General features: G+C 63.5%; 12 protein-coding genes. 7 read left to right on the top strand and 5 right to left on the bottom strand.

What is annotated here, in order from left to right; translation table 11 throughout:
• Window positions 1-651, bottom strand: a complete 651-nt coding sequence (locus HWV67_RS18535) for a Pr6Pr family membrane protein (protein WP_175652281.1) — start codon at window positions 649-651, stop codon at window positions 1-3.
• A gap of 4 nt (window positions 652-655) precedes the next feature.
• A complete protein-coding gene (locus HWV67_RS18530; protein ID WP_095154862.1) occupies window positions 656-889 on the bottom strand; it encodes a VF530 family protein in 234 nt (77 codons plus the stop codon).
• Window positions 890-1,071: 182 nt separating this feature from the next.
• On the opposite strand from HWV67_RS18530, the gene HWV67_RS18525 reads away from it, so the two are divergent.
• The 3 genes from HWV67_RS18525 (at window position 1,072) to HWV67_RS18515 (ending at window position 7,161) form a co-directional block, all read left to right on the top strand.
• Complete coding sequence (locus HWV67_RS18525) at window positions 1,072-3,129, top strand: TonB-dependent receptor (protein ID WP_175652280.1); 2,058 nt, start codon at window positions 1,072-1,074, stop codon at window positions 3,127-3,129.
• A 232-nt stretch (window positions 3,130-3,361) separates the two neighbouring features.
• Complete coding sequence (locus tag HWV67_RS18520) at window positions 3,362-4,699, top strand: carbohydrate porin (RefSeq protein ID WP_175652279.1); 1,338 nt, start codon at window positions 3,362-3,364, stop codon at window positions 4,697-4,699.
• A 44-nt stretch (window positions 4,700-4,743) separates the two neighbouring features.
• Window positions 4,744-7,161, top strand: a complete 2,418-nt coding sequence (locus HWV67_RS18515; RefSeq protein ID WP_175652278.1) for a glucose/quinate/shikimate family membrane-bound PQQ-dependent dehydrogenase — start codon at window positions 4,744-4,746, stop codon at window positions 7,159-7,161.
• 60 nt (window positions 7,162-7,221) lie between these two features.
• On the opposite strand, the gene HWV67_RS18510 is transcribed toward HWV67_RS18515, so the two are convergent.
• Entirely contained in the window at window positions 7,222-7,671 is a 450-nt protein-coding gene (locus HWV67_RS18510; protein WP_175652277.1) for a ubiquitin-conjugating enzyme family protein, read from the bottom strand.
• A 181-nt stretch (window positions 7,672-7,852) separates the two neighbouring features.
• Between HWV67_RS18510 and lon the strand changes: the two genes are divergently transcribed.
• Window positions 7,853-10,276, top strand: a complete 2,424-nt coding sequence (gene lon / locus HWV67_RS18505; RefSeq protein WP_175652276.1) for an endopeptidase La — start codon at window positions 7,853-7,855, stop codon at window positions 10,274-10,276.
• 107 nt (window positions 10,277-10,383) lie between these two features.
• Window positions 10,384-10,782 (top strand): protease inhibitor I42 family protein, encoded by a 399-nt coding sequence (locus HWV67_RS18500; RefSeq protein ID WP_175652275.1) that lies wholly within the window; start codon window positions 10,384-10,386, stop codon window positions 10,780-10,782.
• Here the strand turns inward: HWV67_RS18500 and HWV67_RS18495 are convergent.
• Together HWV67_RS18495 and HWV67_RS18490 are read right to left on the bottom strand one after the other, a co-directional pair.
• A complete protein-coding gene (locus HWV67_RS18495) occupies window positions 10,779-11,792 on the bottom strand; it encodes an alpha-xenorhabdolysin family binary toxin subunit B (protein WP_175652274.1) in 1,014 nt (337 codons plus the stop codon). The genes HWV67_RS18500 and HWV67_RS18495 overlap by 4 nt on opposite strands.
• The gene (locus tag HWV67_RS18490; RefSeq protein WP_175652273.1) at window positions 11,789-13,000 is read right to left on the bottom strand and encodes an alpha-xenorhabdolysin family binary toxin subunit A; all 1,212 of its coding nucleotides are present in this window, start codon (window positions 12,998-13,000) and stop codon (window positions 11,789-11,791) included. Before HWV67_RS18490 ends, HWV67_RS18495 begins: the two co-directional genes overlap by 4 nt.
• Window positions 13,001-13,234: 234 nt before the next feature.
• On the opposite strand from HWV67_RS18490, the gene cmoA reads away from it, so the two are divergent.
• Window positions 13,235-13,978, top strand: a complete 744-nt coding sequence (gene cmoA / locus HWV67_RS18485) for a carboxy-S-adenosyl-L-methionine synthase CmoA (RefSeq protein WP_175652272.1) — start codon at window positions 13,235-13,237, stop codon at window positions 13,976-13,978.
• Entirely contained in the window at window positions 13,975-14,931 is a 957-nt protein-coding gene (cmoB, locus tag HWV67_RS18480; RefSeq protein ID WP_175652271.1) for a tRNA 5-methoxyuridine(34)/uridine 5-oxyacetic acid(34) synthase CmoB, read from the top strand. Before cmoA ends, cmoB begins: the two co-directional genes overlap by 4 nt.
• Window position 14,932 lies beyond the last annotated feature (1 nt).

Here is a 14,932-nt window from a genome sequence, read left to right as displayed (position 1 = left end):
TCAGGGATGCGTCCTGGCCCGCGCCAGGCGCTTTCCCTGCCAGCGGTCCAGGCCAATGACACACAGGCCAAGGACGATAAACGCGCCGAGCATCGTCAGCGCATTGAGCAGTACCTGCGGGTAACCCAGGCTTGCCACATCGATGAACGGGTACGGATAGAACCCGACCCAATGGCCGCGCAGCAACGTGTAGCCGAAATACCCCAGCGGGTACAGCAACCAGGCCGCCAGATGCTTTAGCCGCAAGGTGCCCTTCTCCACCCGCAGCCACCAATACCCCGCGAACAGCGCCGGCATCACGTCGTGCAGCAGGCCGTCCGCCAGCCATTGCCAGCCCTCGGGTTGCCAGAGATGGCGCAGCAACAGGCTGTAGGCCACAGCGACGAAGACAATGCTGACCAGCACGCCGGAACCCACCCACGGCGACAGCCAGAACCGCCGCGCCGCCGACTCACGGCCAAACGCCGCCTGGGTCAGCACGGTCGCGACCAGCACATTGCTCAGCACGGTGAAAAAACCGAAGACGTTGACCAGCCCGCCCAACAGGCTGGCCTGGTCCTGCCAGCGCGCCCACAGCACCAGGTACAACTGAATCGCCAGGCCGAACCAGCCGAGGCAGGCTGCCGCGCCGGTCCAGTGTCGCGCGGTCATCGACTCACTGCCCGCGTTTGATATCGCGCAGCATCTTCAGGTACAGGCTTTCGACTTTCTCACGGGCCCACGGCGTCTTGCGCAGGAAGGTGAGGCTCGACTTGATGCTCGGATCGCTCTTGAAGCAACGCAGGTCGATGCGTTGCCCCAACCCGTCCCATTGGTAGTGCGCCACCAGGGCGGTGAGGATGTTTTCCAGTGTCACGCCATGCAGCGGATTCTTGTCAGCGGCGCTCATGCCTGTCTCCAGCAAAACAAAGGTGCGCACCTTAGCCCAGGTGTCGGCGCGCGTCTGCCTCTTTCATCCGGATCGAGGCTTTCAGGAGTCTAGCTGGCGGGATGCGTCACGACAGGGATTGCATTTTGATTTCACGGCAATGTTATAGTGTAACGATAAATGACCTCTGCCAAGGACCTTGCATGCGTTACCTCCCGCTCCCCCTTTCACCCCTTGCCGTCGCCCTCTGGCTTGCCAGCTCACCCAGCCAGGCGCTGGAATTGCAACCTCAGGTAGTCACCGCCAACCCGCTGGGCAATGCGCAACTGGCCACGCCGAGCAGCGTGCTGGAAGGTGACCAGTTGCTGCTGCAACAGAAAGGCAGCCTCGGTGAAACCCTCAACAACCAGCCCGGCGTGTCTTCGACCTGGTTCGGCCCGGGCGCCAGCCGGCCGATCATTCGCGGTCTGGACGGCGACCGCATTCGCCTGCTGCGCAACGGCGTCGGTGCGCTGGACGCGTCCGCGCTGTCCTACGACCACGCCGTTCCGCTGGACCCGGTGAATGTCGAGCGTGTGGAAATTGTCCGCGGCCCCGCCGCCCTGCTCTACGGCGGCAGCGCCATCGGCGGCGTGGTCAACACCTTCGATAACCGCATTCCCACCGAAGCCATCGAAGGCATCCACGGTGCCGGCGAACTGCGCTACGGCGGCGCCGACACCACCCGCAGTTCCGCCGGCAAGCTGGAAGCGGGCGACGGCCGTTTCGCCCTGCACCTGGACGCCAACAGCCGTCAGTTCAATGACCTGCGCATTCCCGGTTACGCGCAGAGCGCGAAGGTCCGCGACGCCGACGAACCCGGCAGCCGTCATCGTCTGGAAAACAGCGACGGACGCCAGGACGGCGGCGCCATCGGCGGTTCCTACACCTGGGAGCACGGTTACACCGGCTTGTCCTACAGCCGCTACGATTCCAACTACGGCTCGGTGGCCGAACCCGGCGTGCGTCTGGCGATGGAGCAGGATCACTACGGCTTCGCCTCGGAAATCCGCGACCTGGACGGCCCGTTCAGCTCACTGAAATTCGACCTCGGCTACACCGATTACCAGCACCGCGAACTGGAAGAAGGCGAGGTTCACACCACCTTCAAGAACAAGGGCTACGAGGCCCGCGTCGAAGCCCGGCATCAGCCGCTGGGCCCGGTGGAAGGGGTGATCGGCGCGCAGGTCAGCCGCAACGAATTCTCGGCCCTGGGTGAAGAAGCCTTCGTCCCGCAGACCGATACCAACAGCGTCGCGCTGTTCCTGCTGGAACAGTGGCAAGCCACCGAGCGCCTCAACCTGAGCCTGGGCGGTCGCCTGGAACACACCCGGGTCGATCCCGACAGCAAAGGCAGCGAGCGCTTCGCCGAGGCCGACAGCGCCAGCAGCTTCACCGCCGCCAGCCTGTCTTCCGGCGCGGTGTACCGCTTGACCCCGGTATGGTCGCTGGCCGCGAGCCTGGGCTACACCGAGCGCGCGCCGACCTTCTACGAGCTGTACGCCAACGGCGCCCACGTCGCCACCGGCAGCTTTGAGGTGGGTGATCCAAACCTGTCGAAAGAAAAAGCCATCGCCAGCGACCTCGCCCTGCGCTTCGACAACGGCACGCACAAAGGCAGCGTCGGGGTGTTCTACAGCCACTTCAGCAACTACATCGGCCTGCTTGCCAGCGGTGAAATGCGCGAAGGCCATGACCACGGCGACGACGATCACGACCATGATGATCACGATCACGACCATGACCACGAAGGCGACGTGCCCGAGTACCTCTACCGCGGCGTGCGCGCACGCTTCTACGGCATCGAGGCGCAGGACCGCTGGCAACTGCTGGAAAACCACTACGGCAGCTTCGCCCTGGAACTGTCCGGCGACTACACCCGCGCGAAGAACCTCGACACCGGCGAAGACCTGCCCCGCATCGCCCCGCTGCGCCTGAACAGCGGGCTGCTGTGGAACCTCGATCGCTGGCAGGCGCGAATCGACGTGCAACACGCCGCCTCGCAGCACCGCAAGCCGGCCAACGAAACCAGCACCGATGGCTACACCACCCTGGGGGCGAGCCTCGGCTACCGCTTCAATGTCGGGGAAAGTGAGTGGCTGGCGTTCGTTCGCGGCGAGAACCTGACGGACCAGACAGTGCGCTATGCCAGCTCGATCCTGCGGGATATCGCGCCGGCAGCCGGGCGCAGTGTGGAAGTCGGTTTGCGTGCAACGTTCTGACCTTTTGCAGGCCTTCGCGGTGGTTCGCCGCGAAGGCCTGCCAGCGGGATTGTTACCAATCCCACAACACTCCATCGTCACGCCTCGCCTTTCCAATCCCCGCGATCCTCTATATCCTCCCCGCCCCAAGCTGAAACGCTTAATCCACTAAAAATCACGGCACAATCCTGGCGATCTCTACCCGTCGGGACATTTGCCGTTTTTTTCAACAATCAAAAGATAGCGCTATCTCATGCCTCGTTTCCCTGCTCCCCGCCTCCTCGCCGCGCCGCTGTTGTGCGCTTTCGCCGGTGCCGCCCACGGCGCTTCGCTGTTCGATACAGACTCGCCGTGGATGCTCGGCGACTGGAACGGCAGCCGCAGTGAACTGGCCGAACGCGGCTACGACTTCAGCCTGACCTACACCGGGGAAATGGGTAGCAACCTGCGCGGCGGTCATGACCACGACAGCACCGCCCGCTACAGCGACCAGTTCGGCTTCGGCATCCACCTGGACCTGGAAAAAATCCTCGGCTGGCATGACGCCGAGTTCCAGTTGACCGTCACCGAACGCCACGGCAACAACATCAGCAACGACCGCATCAACGACCCGCGCGTCGGCGGCTTCACCTCGGCCCAGGAAGTCTGGGGACGCGGCCAGACCTGGCGGCTGACGCAGATGTGGGTCAAGCAGAAGTACTTCGACGGCGCGCTGGACGTGAAAGTCGGCCGCTTCGGCGAAGGCGAAGACTTCAACAGCTTCCCCTGCGACTTCCAGAACCTGGCGTTCTGCGGTTCCCAGGTCGGCAACTGGGTCGGCGACAGTTGGTACAACTGGCCGGTCAGCCAGTGGGCGGCGCGGGTCCGCTACAACCTGACGCCCGAGCTGTACGCGCAGATCGGTGCGTTCGAACAGAACCCGTCCAACCTCGACCGGCAGAACGGTTTCAAACTCAGCGGCAGCGGCACCCAAGGCGCGATGTTTCCGCTTGAACTGGTCTGGAGCCCGGAAGTCAGAGGCCTCAAAGGGGAATATCGCGCCGGCTACTACTACAGTAATGCCAAGGCAAACGATGTTTACCGCGACGACGACGATCACGCTGCGGCAATGAGTGGCCAGGCCTACGCCCGTCATGCGGGCAAGCACGGTTTCTGGCTGGGGGCGCAGCAGCAGGTGACGTCGCTGGCAAGCGACCATTCCCGTGGCCTGAGCGTTTTCGCCAATGCCACGCTGCACGATAAGAAGACCAATGCCATCGACAACTATGTTCAGGCAGGTGTGGTGTACAGGGGGCCGTTCGATGCGCGTGCCAAGGACGACATCGGCTTCGCCCTCGCCCGCGTGCACGTCAACCCCGCCTACCGCAAGAACGCCGAGACGCGCAACGCCGTCGCCGGCCTCACTGATTACGATGATTCCGATTTCCGTCCGGTCCAGGACACCGAATACAGCGCCGAGCTGTATTACGGCATTCACCTGGCCGACTGGCTCACCGTGCGCCCAAACCTGCAGTACATCCGCCATCCAGGCGGTGTCCACGAGGTGGACGACGCGCTGATCGGTGGCCTGAAGATCCAGAGCAGCTTTTAACCGGCCCCCGGGCCTGACGTTTTCAACATGATGGAGAACTGACGATGAGCACTGAGGGTGCCCTGAGTAGAACCCGCTGGTTACCGAGACTGCTCGGCGTACTGCTGTTGCTGATGGGCATGGCCCTGGTGGCCGGCGGTATCAAGCTGATGCAGCTCGATGGTTCGCTGTATTACCTGATTGCCGGGATCGGCTTCGCCGTGTCCGGCATCATGCTGCTGGCGCTGCGCAAGCATGCCCTGGGCCTGTATGGTCTGGTGTTGCTGGGCAGCACCGCCTGGGCACTCTGGGAAGTCGGCCTGGATTGGTGGCAACTGGTGCCGCGCCTGGCCCTGTGGTTCGCCATTGGCGTGGTCTTGCTGCTGCCGTGGGCGCGGCGTCCGCTGCGTGGCCTGGCCGGTCAGCCGGCACGCATCAACATCGCCCTGCTGAGCCTGGCCGTCGTCGCCTCCGGCGCCACCGCCATCGCCAGCCAGTTCACCTACCCCGGTGAAATCAAGGGTGAGCTGGGTCGCGACACCACCACCCTGGGCAGCACCGCCCCGGACATGCCCGACGGCGAATGGCAAGCCTATGGTCGCACCGAATTCGGCGACCGCTACTCGCCACTGCGCCAGATCACCCCGACCAACATCTATCAGTTGGAAGAAGCCTGGCGCATCCGCACCGGCGACCTGCCCACCGAAAACGACCCGGTTGAACTGACCAACCAGAACACTCCGCTGAAGGTCAACGGCATGCTCTACGCCTGCACCGCCCACAGCAAGGTGCTGGCCCTGGACCCTGACACCGGCGCGGAAATCTGGCGCTTCGACCCGCAGATCAAGAGCCCGTCCGGCTTCAAGGGCTTCGCCCACATGACCTGCCGCGGCGTCTCCTACTACGACGAAAACAGCTACGTGAACGCCGACGGCAGCCCGGCGCCGAAAATCTCCGAGGCCGGCCAGGCCGTGGCTCGCGCCTGCCCGCGTCGCCTCTACCTGCCAACCGCCGACGCCCGCCTGATCGCGCTGAACGCCGACAACGGCAAGGTTTGCGAAGGCTTCGCCAACCAGGGCGTGATCGACCTGACCCAAGGCATCGGCCCGTTCACCCCTGGCGGCTACTACGCCACCTCGCCGGCCGCCATCACCCGCGGCCTGGTGATCATCGGTGGTCACGTCACCGACAACGAATCGACCAACGAGCCGTCCGGCGTGATTCGCGCCTTTGACGTCCACGACGGTCACCTGGTGTGGAACTGGGACAGCAACAACCCCGACCAGACCGCACCGCTCGCACCCGGCAAGACCTACAGCCGCAACTCGGCGAACATGTGGTCGCTGGCCAGCGTCGACGAGAACCTCGGCATGGTCTACCTGCCGCTGGGCAACCAGACTCCAGACCAGTGGGGCGCCGACCGCACCCCGGGCGCGGAGAAGTTCAGCGCCGGCATCGTCGCCCTCGACCTGGCCACCGGCAAAGTGCGCTGGAACTACCAGTTCACCCACCACGACCTGTGGGACATGGACGTCGGCAGCCAGCCGACCTTGCTCAACCTGAAGACCGCCGACGGCATCAAGCCGGCGCTGATCGCCCCGACCAAACAGGGCAGCCTGTACGTGCTCGACCGTCGCGACGGCAGCGCCATCGTGCCGATCCGCGAGATCCCGGCACCGCAAGGCGCGGTCGAAGGCGACCACACCGCACCGACCCAGGCCCGCTCCGACCTCAACCTGCTCGGCCCGGACCTGACCGAACAAGCCATGTGGGGCGCCAGCCCGTTCGACCAGATGCTCTGCCGCATCCAGTTCCGCCAACTGCGCTACGAAGGCCAGTACACCCCGCCGTCGGAGCAGGGTTCGCTGGTCTATCCGGGTAACGTCGGCGTGTTCAACTGGGGCAGTGTGTCGGTGGACCCGGTTCGGCAGATCCTGTTCACCAGCCCGAACTACATGGCCTTCGTCTCGAAAATGGTGCCACGCGCCGCCGTTGCCGAAGGCAGCAAACGCGAAAGCGAGACCAGCGGCGTGCAGCCGAACGCCGGTGCTCCGTACGCGGTGACCATGCACCCGTTCATGTCGCCGCTGGGCGTGCCGTGCCAGGCCCCAGCCTGGGGCTATGTGGCCGGTATCGACCTGCTGAGCAACAAAGTGGTGTGGAAACACAAGAACGGCACCAGCCGCGACAGCTCGCCGATCCCCATCGGCCTGCCGATCGGCGTGCCGAGCATGGGCGGCTCCATCGTCACCGCCAGCGGCCTGGGTTTCCTCAGCGGCACCCTGGACCAGTATCTGCGGGCCTATGACGTCAACACCGGCAAGGAACTGTGGAAATCCCGCCTGCCGGCAGGCGGTCAGGCCACCCCGATGACCTACACCGGCAAGGGCGGCAAGCAGTACGTGCTGGTCACCGCGGGCGGTCATGGTTCGCTGGGCACCAAAATGGGCGATTACATCATCGCTTACAAATTGCCGAACTGAATGCGGCTGAGGCCCTATCGCCGGCTTGCCGGCGATAGGGCCCTCAAAACCACCGCAAACCTACATGGCAAACTTCCGCGTCCACTCCCGCGCCTTCCGGTCGAACTCCACCCGCATCCGCAGATACTCCCCCGCCGCCTCCAGCCGCAACGCCCCTCGCGGATCCGGATCGACCAGCAACGCACTGATGCTCAACATCACCTTCGCCAGGGTCAGCGCCGGGGTCCAGTTTTCGTCCAGGATATCCAGCCCGACCTCGCCGTCCTCCCCGATATTGGGATGCCACACGGGCGTCTTGAAGCGCAATTTCGGCGGATGATTGGGGTAATCCGGCGGAAACTGCACATAGAGGAAAAACACCCCGCCTTCATACGGGCTGCTCGACGGTCCCATCAACGTCGCCTGCCAATGAAACGGGTCGTCCCCAACCGGCCCCGCGCTGCAATTGGCCGGTGGATCCTTGCTGAAATCATGTAGTTCGCGGTTGATGCGCTTGAGTGCAACGTCCATCGCCTTACCTCCCTGTCCAGTGGTTAACCGACAAACCGTCACAGTAGCATTTGGCGATCACTGCACTAAGCTTCGATCGGCATCGACCGTCCGGTCAGACTCTCCGACAAAATCCGTCAGGCATTGAAACCACCCACCTACCGCCCCATCTAAGCACCATAGTCATTCACGCAGGTGCCCCATGAGCGACCAGCAGGATCTACCGGAACACCCAGACGAATACGCCGAAGTCGAACATCTCGAAGATCACGATCCCACCGGCCAGACCCTGGCATTGCCCGGCCAACAGTTGCCGGACAAGGTCTACGTCATCCCGATCCACAACCGCCCGTTCTTCCCCGCGCAGGTGCTGCCGGTGATCGTCAACGAAGAACCGTGGGCGGAAACCCTGGACCTGGTGGCGCAAAACCCGCACCACTCCCTGGCCCTGTTCTTCATGGACACGCCGGTCGAAGACCACCGTCATTTCGACACCTCGGCCCTGCCGCTGTACGGCACGCTGGTCAAGGTGCACCACGCCAGCCGCGAGAACGGCAAGCTGCAATTCGTCGCCCAGGGCCTGACCCGGGTGCGCATCCGCACCTGGCTCAAACACCACCGTCCGCCGTATCTGGTGGAAGTCGAATACCCGCACCAGCCCGCCGACCCCACCGACGAGGTGAAGGCCTACGGCATGGCGCTGATCAACGCGATCAAGGAGCTGCTGCCGCTCAACCCGCTGTACAGCGAAGAGCTGAAAAACTACCTCAACCGCTTCAGCCCCAATGATCCGTCGCCGCTGACCGACTTCGCCGCAGCCCTGACCTCGGCCACCGGATTGCAGTTGCAGGAAGTCCTCGACTGCGTGCCTATGCTCAAGCGCATGGAAAAAGTCCTGCCGATGCTGCGCAAGGAAGTCGAAGTCGCGCGGCTGCAAAACGAGATTTCCGCCGAGGTGAACCGGCAGATCGGCGAGCACCAGCGCGAGTTCTTCCTCAAGGAACAGCTCAAGGTCATCCAGCAAGAGCTGGGCCTGACCAAGGACGACCGCAGCGCCGACCTCGAACAGTTCAAGCAGCGCCTGGAAGGCAAGACCCTGCCGCCCGCCGCGAAGAAACGCATCGACGAAGAAATGGGCAAGCTGGCGATCCTCGAAACCGGCTCGCCCGAATACGCCGTCACCCGCAACTACCTGGAATGGGCCACCGCCCTGCCCTGGGGCGTGTATGGCACCGACAAGCTCAGCCTCAAGCACGCACGCAAAGTGCTCGATCAGCACCACGCCGGGCTGGACGACATCAAGGAACGCATCCTCGAATTCCTCGCCGTGGGCGCCTACAAAGGCGAGATCAGCGGCTCCATCGTGCTGCTGGTGGGCCCGCCGGGCGTGGGCAAGACCAGCATCGGCAAGTCCATCGCCGAGTCCTTGGGCCGGCCGTTCTACCGCTTCAGCGTCGGCGGCATGCGTGACGAGGCCGAGATCAAGGGCCACCGCCGCACCTACATCGGCGCCCAACCGGGCAAGCTGGTGCAGGCGCTGAAGGACGTGGAGGTGATGAACCCGGTGATCATGCTCGACGAGATCGACAAGATGGGCCAGAGCTACCAGGGCGACCCGGCCTCGGCACTGCTGGAAACCCTCGATCCGGAGCAGAACGTCGACTTCCTCGACCATTACCTCGACCTGCGCCTGGACCTGTCCAAAGTGCTGTTCGTCTGCACCGCCAACACCCTCGATTCGATCCCCGGTCCGTTGCTCGACCGTATGGAAGTGATCCGCCTGTCCGGCTACATCACCGAGGAAAAACTGGCGATCGCCAAGCGCCACCTGTGGCCCAAACAACTGGCAAAAGCCGGCGTGGCCAAGACCAGCCTGAGCATCAGCGACGCGGCCTTGCGCACGGTGATCGAGGGCTATGCCCGCGAAGCCGGGGTGCGGCAACTGGAAAAACAACTGGGCAAACTGGTGCGCAAGGCCGTGGTTCGCTTGCTCGACGAACCAGACGCCGTGATCAAGATCGGCCCGAAAGACCTCGAAGCGGCACTGGGCATGCCAGTATTCCGCAGCGAGCAGGTGCTGGCCGGCAAAGGTGTGATTACCGGCCTGGCCTGGACCAGCATGGGCGGCGCCACCCTGCCGATCGAAGCGACCCGCATCCACACCTTGAATCGCGGCTTCAAGCTCACCGGGCAACTGGGTGACGTGATGAAGGAATCAGCGGAAATCGCCTACAGCTACGTCAGTTCGCACCTGAAGCAATTTGGCGGCGATCCGACCTTCTTCAACGAGGCCTTCGTCCACCTGCATGTGCCGGAAGGTGCCACGCCAAAGGACGGCCCGAGCGCCGGGATCACCATGGCCACCGCCCTGCTGTCACTGGCCCGTGACCAGTCGCCGAAGAAAGGCGTGGCGATGACCGGCGAGATGACGCTGACCGGGCATGTGCTGCCGATTGGCGGGGTGCGGGAGAAAGTCATTGCGGCGCGGCGGCAGAAGATCTTCGAACTGATCCTGCCGGAAGCCAACCGCGGCGACTTCCAGGAACTGCCGGACTACCTCAAGCAGGGGCTGACCGTGCATTTCGCCAAGCGTTTCGGTGATGTGGCGAAGGTGATGTTCGCCTGATAGTGACCTGTGGGAGCGGGTACGCCCGCTCCCACAGCACCAGTAGAACCTGAACGTCCATCCGGTTTAAGCTCCGAGCCCATACCCACTCGCGCTCCGGAGCGATCATGACTATCCGCCGTACCGCCCTGCTGTTGGGCGTGAGCCTGCTGGCCGCCTGCTCGCGCGATGCCGTGCAGCCCGAAACCCTTATCGTCGAAAGCCAAGGCGAGTGCCCGATCCGCCTGAGCGTCGGTCAGGCCCTGACCCTCACACTCCCGAGCAACCCCAGCACCGGCTACCGCTGGCTGCTGCAGAATCCCGCCAACAGCGTACTCACCGCCCTCGGCCCCGAGGTCTACAGCAGTGGCGACACCGACGGCATGGTCGGCAGCGCCGGCCAGTCCACCTGGCGCTTCCGTGCCCGTACCGCCGGCAGCGGCCATCTGTTGCTGGTTTACCAGCAGCCGTGGGCGCCCGAGGTCAAACCCGAGCGCACCTTCGACTGCCAGGTTTCAGTACGCTAGACCGCTTCGTAGAGGCGACGCACTCCCAGCAGGTAGCGCGTCATCGCCGCCAACCTGCGCGCCAGCGCTTCCAGGCTGGTCTGCTGCTGCATCACGGCGACCTGCGTGGCCCAACTGCGCAGCAGGATCCGTCCTTGCTCCAGCCACTGGTTTCGTAGATCGCCCAACAGCATCACGTTGGGCAACTGCCTCAGTTCGCGCTCCAGTACCGCCTGTTTCGCTTCCCAGTCGAGCAGTTCCCGGCGGATGGCATCGCGCTCGTTCAACAGGCGGTTACGCACGCGGGTCAGGTCGAGCAGTTTTCGCCCCTCCATGACACCCGACAGATTGTTCACGAAGGTCTTCGACGCACTCAGCAACAGGTCGGGACTCACCCCCTTGCCGGCAAGCGCCTTGGTGACTTGCTCGATCTCCAGCTCCGTTGGAATCAGGCCCTTGAACACCTTGGACAGGCTCGGCACATCGAACGCGTCGATCACCACGGTGATGTCGGCAATTCGCGACTCAAGGCTGTCCATGCGCCCGCGCTGACTGGCCATGGCCTTCTGCAGGTTATCGCGCTGTTCGGTGAGGCTGGCGGCACGCTCTCCGGCGGCCGGCAACCTGAGCGCTTCAAGTGCGCGCAACTGCTCCTCGATCTCCAGCCCCTTGCTCTGCAGGCGCTCAACATCGCGTTGCGCATCCTGCTCCAGCTCGCGCTCACGATTGCGCTGGACGATGTCACGCTGTTCGTTGCTCTGCGCCGGCAGGCGGCGGGCTTCTTCCAGGGATGTGCAGAGATCGTCCCAGGTGTGGTTGCGCAGCAGGATCAGCGTACTCAGCACCTGATCGTTGAGCATCCGGTCTGTTTTCAGTACCGCACTGGCAAGGCCCTGCGCGCTTTCAACGAACATCGGCAAAAGCCCCTGGGTGTCGTTGTTGATAACGTCCAGGATGCGTTCTCGCAGGGAGACCATTTTCGCCACAGCGGGATAGGGAAAGTCATCCACGGGGGTGATGGAGGTGTTCATCGGTTGGCTCCTTGGCGGCTGATCTGATCCAGCGTTTCGTTGAAGATCCGCGACAGTTGTGCGGAAAGACCGCGAATGCTTTCCCATGGCCGTACCACCCGCTCGAAGCGGTGGATGAACGTCGCCAGCTTGATGTCGGTATCGATCCGGCGCATTTCCTCCTCCGACTCCTCGACGTACACGCCCAACATGCTCCAGATGTCCTCCAGGTTCTTCGCCGCCGTCTGCACCTCGGTCAGGCGGAATTTCAGGTCGGCGATCTGCAGTGAGGTCTTCTCGAAGCTGCCGATCATCGGGCTGATGGCCGCGATCTTCTGCGCCAGCGCATCCCGCTGGCCTATCAGCTCATTTTTTTCCGCACGAACCTGCTCGGCCTGCGCGCCATAAATGCCGCCGGTAATCGCCACCCCGATCAAGCCAAATGCCAGCCCGGAAAACGCATACCCCACCAGCGCCTGATACTCGGCACTCTTCTGTGCGATCAGGCCATCCATGGGCTCGATTTGCGCGCGCAGCTCACTGATCTTCTTCTCCGCATCAACATTCTTCAGCCGCTGCATCAACCAATCAATTTCCGGGCGCAACTGCTTCACTACCGCGTCGGTGAACCAGATCGCCCGCTCCTTGACCGACGCGATGTCCTGCTTGGCCTCGTCGATGTCCTCCCGGATAAACGAGAGGTAAACCTCGACATTGACGATCTGCGCCTGATCCTTGCTGTCCAGCGCACGGTACGGCAGGTGCTGGAGCGTGACGTCATCCATCACCTCACCCAGGCGTTCGCTGAGCAGGCCATAGGCGCTCGTGCTTTTCAGCGCGCTGAGCAGGTGGTCGCCCTGGGCGAGGAACTCTTTGGCGAACTGTTCAAGCTGGGTGCTCAGGCGCTTGGACTCACGCTCGATGATGTCCCACGCCTCGGCATGCCGGCGCAGGCTGGCGTAATGCCTGACCACCAGGTTGGCATCGAGCCCCAGAAGCGCGAAGTTATGGCCTTCGCTGATTTCCTCGGCACTTTTCGGCAGGCGGTAGACGTACTCCACATACCGCTTGATCGACCTCAGGTTGTCGGCGGTGAAAATCAACGCCGGCTGCATCCTGTTGTTTTCAGTACGCCTGGCAATGACATCGAAATACTGTTTCGGAACGAACTCGGCCCGCTGCTGGCTATCCAGCGCCTGCAGCGATTCATTCTGTTCATGGGTGATCATCGGGTGTGTCCTCATCAAAGCGTCCTTCCCGGACCTGATTGCTGTCATGAACGGCATGACAGGAGGACCACCCTAAGTACCTGCCCGCACTATTGGAGCCGCCGCGTTCCGGGCTGGCTGGCGGAAACATCCTTTAGATGCGGCCGAAGACGGGCGCTGGTCCGGTAACTCATAGGCATCGCTTCCCCACTTGGCTAGAATGTCGCCCCGTTTCGACCATCCCGTGTACATACCGTGAGCCAAGAACCCGACCGTCTATTCGCCGCCGCGCTGGAGCAGGTGCCCGACTTCACCTTCAACGAAGATGTCGTGCGGGTCTTCCCCGACATGATCAAGCGCTCGGTGCCCGGCTACCCGACCATCGTCGAGAACATCGGCGTGCTCGCCGCGCAGTTCGCCCGACCGGACACCCTGCTCTATGACCTCGGCAGCTCCCTCGGCGCCGTCACCCAGGCGTTGCGCCGGCATGTGCGCAGCGAAGGCTGCCGGGTACTGGCGGTGGACAACTCGCCAGCCATGGTCGAACGCTGCACCGAGTACCTCAAGGCCCAGGACGCCATGTACCAGGAGTTGCTGCCGGTACAGGTGATCGAAGCCGACATCACCGCCCTTGAGCTGCAACCGGCGTCGGTGGTGGCGATGAACTTCACCCTGCAGTTCGTCGAACCGGCCGCGCGCCTGGCCCTGCTCGGCAAGATCCGCCAGGCCCTGGTGCCGGGCGGTGCGCTGATCCTCTCGGAAAAACTGCGCTTCGAAGAGCCGGAGGAGCACGCACTGCTCACCGACCTGCACGTCGCCTTCAAGCGCGCCAATGGCTACAGCGAACTGGAACTCGCCCAGAAACGCAGCGCCATCGAAAACGTGATGAAACCCGACAGCCTTGAAGAACACCGCGAACGCCTGTTGGCCGCGGGCTTCTCCAAGGTGGTGCCGTGGTTCCAGTGCCTGACCTTCGCCTCTCTGATTGCCCTGCCATGATCGATCTTTCTCCTCTCGTCCGCCGCATGGCGGGCACGCCCCTGGCGCAATGGTCCCAGGGCCTGCAAGCGCAACTCGACAGCAAACTGGAAAAAGGCCATGGCGACCTGGAGCGCTGGCAAAGAGCGCTGGATGCCCTGCCGGCCCTGACTCCGAGCGACGTCGACCTTGTCAACGGCCTGCGCCTGGACTTCGACTGCGACGACGCCGCCCGCGAACAGGCACGCAGTGCCCTGATGGGCCTGTCGCCGTGGCGCAAGGGGCCGTTCGACCTGTTCGGCGTGCATGTCGATACCGAATGGCGTTCGGGCTGGAAATGGTCGCGGGTGTCGCCGCACCTCGACCTGCGCGGCAAGCGCGTGCTGGATGTCGGCTGCGGCAATGGCTACTACCAGTGGCGCATGCTCGGCGCCGGCGCCGACAGCGTGATCGGTGTCGATCCCAACTGGCTGTTCTTCTGCCAGTTCCAGGCGGTGCAGCGCTACCTGCCGGAGCTGCCGGCCTGGCACCTGCCCTTCGCCCTCGAAGACCTGCCCGCAGCACTGGAAGGCTTCGACACGGTGTTCTCCATGGGCGTGTTCTACCATCGCCGTTCGCCCATCGAGCACCTGCTGGCGCTCAAGGACTGCCTGGTCAAAGGCGGCGAACTGGTGCTGGAAACCCTGGTGATCGAAGGCGACGAAAACCAGGTGCTGGTACCGGAAGACCGCTACGCGCAAATGCGCAACGTCTGGTATTTGCCATCGGTACCCGCGCTGGAGCGCTGGTTGCGCCGGGCCGGATTCCAGGATGTGCGCTGCGTGGATGTCAGCGTCACCAGCGTGGAAGAACAGCGCAGCACTGACTGGATGCGTTACCAGTCGCTGAGCGACTTCCTCGACCCGAACGACCATAGCCTGACCATCGAAGGCCTGCCGGCGCCACGTCGGGCGGTGTTGGTGGCACGCAAGTAAG

Source organism: Pseudomonas sp. Marseille-P9899, from assembly GCF_903166565.1.
GTDB classification, from domain to species: Bacteria; Pseudomonadota; Gammaproteobacteria; order Pseudomonadales; family Pseudomonadaceae; genus Aquipseudomonas; species Aquipseudomonas huaxiensis.
Note: the sequence above shows the minus strand (reverse complement) of the source record. Positions and strands in the feature narration are given on the sequence as shown.

Excerpts from the sequence above, each read along its gene's own strand:
- HWV67_RS18535 (WP_175652281.1), bottom strand. The coding sequence starts at position 651 with ATGACCGCGCGACACTGGACCGGCGCGGCAGCCTGCCTCGGCTGGTTC.
- HWV67_RS18530 (WP_095154862.1), bottom strand. The coding sequence starts at position 889 with ATGAGCGCCGCTGACAAGAATCCGCTGCATGGCGTGACACTGGAAAAC.
- HWV67_RS18525 (WP_175652280.1), top strand. The coding sequence starts at position 1,072 with ATGCGTTACCTCCCGCTCCCCCTTTCACCCCTTGCCGTCGCCCTCTGG.
- HWV67_RS18520 (WP_175652279.1), top strand. The coding sequence starts at position 3,362 with ATGCCTCGTTTCCCTGCTCCCCGCCTCCTCGCCGCGCCGCTGTTGTGC.
- HWV67_RS18515 (WP_175652278.1), top strand. The coding sequence starts at position 4,744 with ATGAGCACTGAGGGTGCCCTGAGTAGAACCCGCTGGTTACCGAGACTG.
- HWV67_RS18510 (WP_175652277.1), bottom strand. The coding sequence starts at position 7,671 with ATGGACGTTGCACTCAAGCGCATCAACCGCGAACTACATGATTTCAGC.
- lon (WP_175652276.1), top strand. The coding sequence starts at position 7,853 with ATGAGCGACCAGCAGGATCTACCGGAACACCCAGACGAATACGCCGAA.
- HWV67_RS18500 (WP_175652275.1), top strand. The coding sequence starts at position 10,384 with ATGACTATCCGCCGTACCGCCCTGCTGTTGGGCGTGAGCCTGCTGGCC.
- HWV67_RS18495 (WP_175652274.1), bottom strand. The coding sequence starts at position 11,792 with ATGAACACCTCCATCACCCCCGTGGATGACTTTCCCTATCCCGCTGTG.
- HWV67_RS18490 (WP_175652273.1), bottom strand. The coding sequence starts at position 13,000 with ATGATCACCCATGAACAGAATGAATCGCTGCAGGCGCTGGATAGCCAG.
- cmoB (WP_175652271.1), top strand. The coding sequence starts at position 13,975 with ATGATCGATCTTTCTCCTCTCGTCCGCCGCATGGCGGGCACGCCCCTG.